This is a genomic window from Streptomyces sp. NRRL S-1813 (assembly GCF_000719605.1).
Lineage (GTDB): Bacteria > Actinomycetota > Actinomycetes > Streptomycetales > Streptomycetaceae > Streptomyces > Streptomyces decoyicus.
This window is the reverse complement of sequence record NZ_JOHB01000091.1, coordinates 1-713: the sequence shown is the minus strand read 5'-3', so window position 1 is coordinate 713 and position 713 is coordinate 1. Positions and strand designations below refer to the sequence as shown.

1 protein-coding gene is annotated in these 713 nt (G+C 60.3%); it reads left to right on the top strand.

Annotated features, from left to right (window positions below):
- Positions 1-713: cbb3-type cytochrome c oxidase subunit I (locus IF67_RS0138435; protein ID WP_030993693.1), on the top strand; the 713-nt coding region annotated here is incomplete at both ends.

The following is a 713-nucleotide window of genomic DNA, read 5'->3' as shown; positions in this document are numbered from 1 at the left end:
GGCATGACGATGTTCCGGATGCCGATCTTCACCTGGAACGTGCTGCTGACCGGTGTGCTGGTTCTGCTGGCCTTCCCGGTGCTGGCGGCGGCGCTGTTCGCGCTGGAGGCGGACCGTAAATTCGGTGCGCATGTCTTCGATGCGGCAAATGGCGGGGCGTTGCTCTGGCAGCATCTCTTCTGGTTCTTCGGCCATCCAGAGGTGTACATCATCGCGCTGCCGTTCTTCGGCATCATTTCCGAGGTCATTCCGGTGTTCTCCCGGAAGCCGATGTTCGGTTACGTCGGTCTGATTGCGGCGACGATTTCGATTGCCGGTCTTTCGGTCACGGTGTGGGCGCACCACATGTATGTGACGGGCGGCGTGCTGTTGCCGTTCTTCTCGTTCATGACGTTCCTGATCGCGGTGCCGACCGGTGTGAAGTTCTTCAACTGGATCGGCACGATGTGGAAGGGCTCGCTGTCCTTCGAGACGCCGATGCTGTGGACGATCGGGTTCCTGATCACCTTCACCTTCGGTGGTCTGACCGGTGTCATCCTGGCCTCGCCGCCGATGGACTTCCATGTGTCCGACTCGTACTTCGTCGTGGCGCACTTCCACTACGTGGTCTTCGGCACGGTCGTCTTCGCGATGTTCGCCGGCTTCCACTTCTGGTGGCCGAAGTTCACCGGCAAGATGCTGGACGAGCGGCTCGGCAAGATCACTTTCTGGAC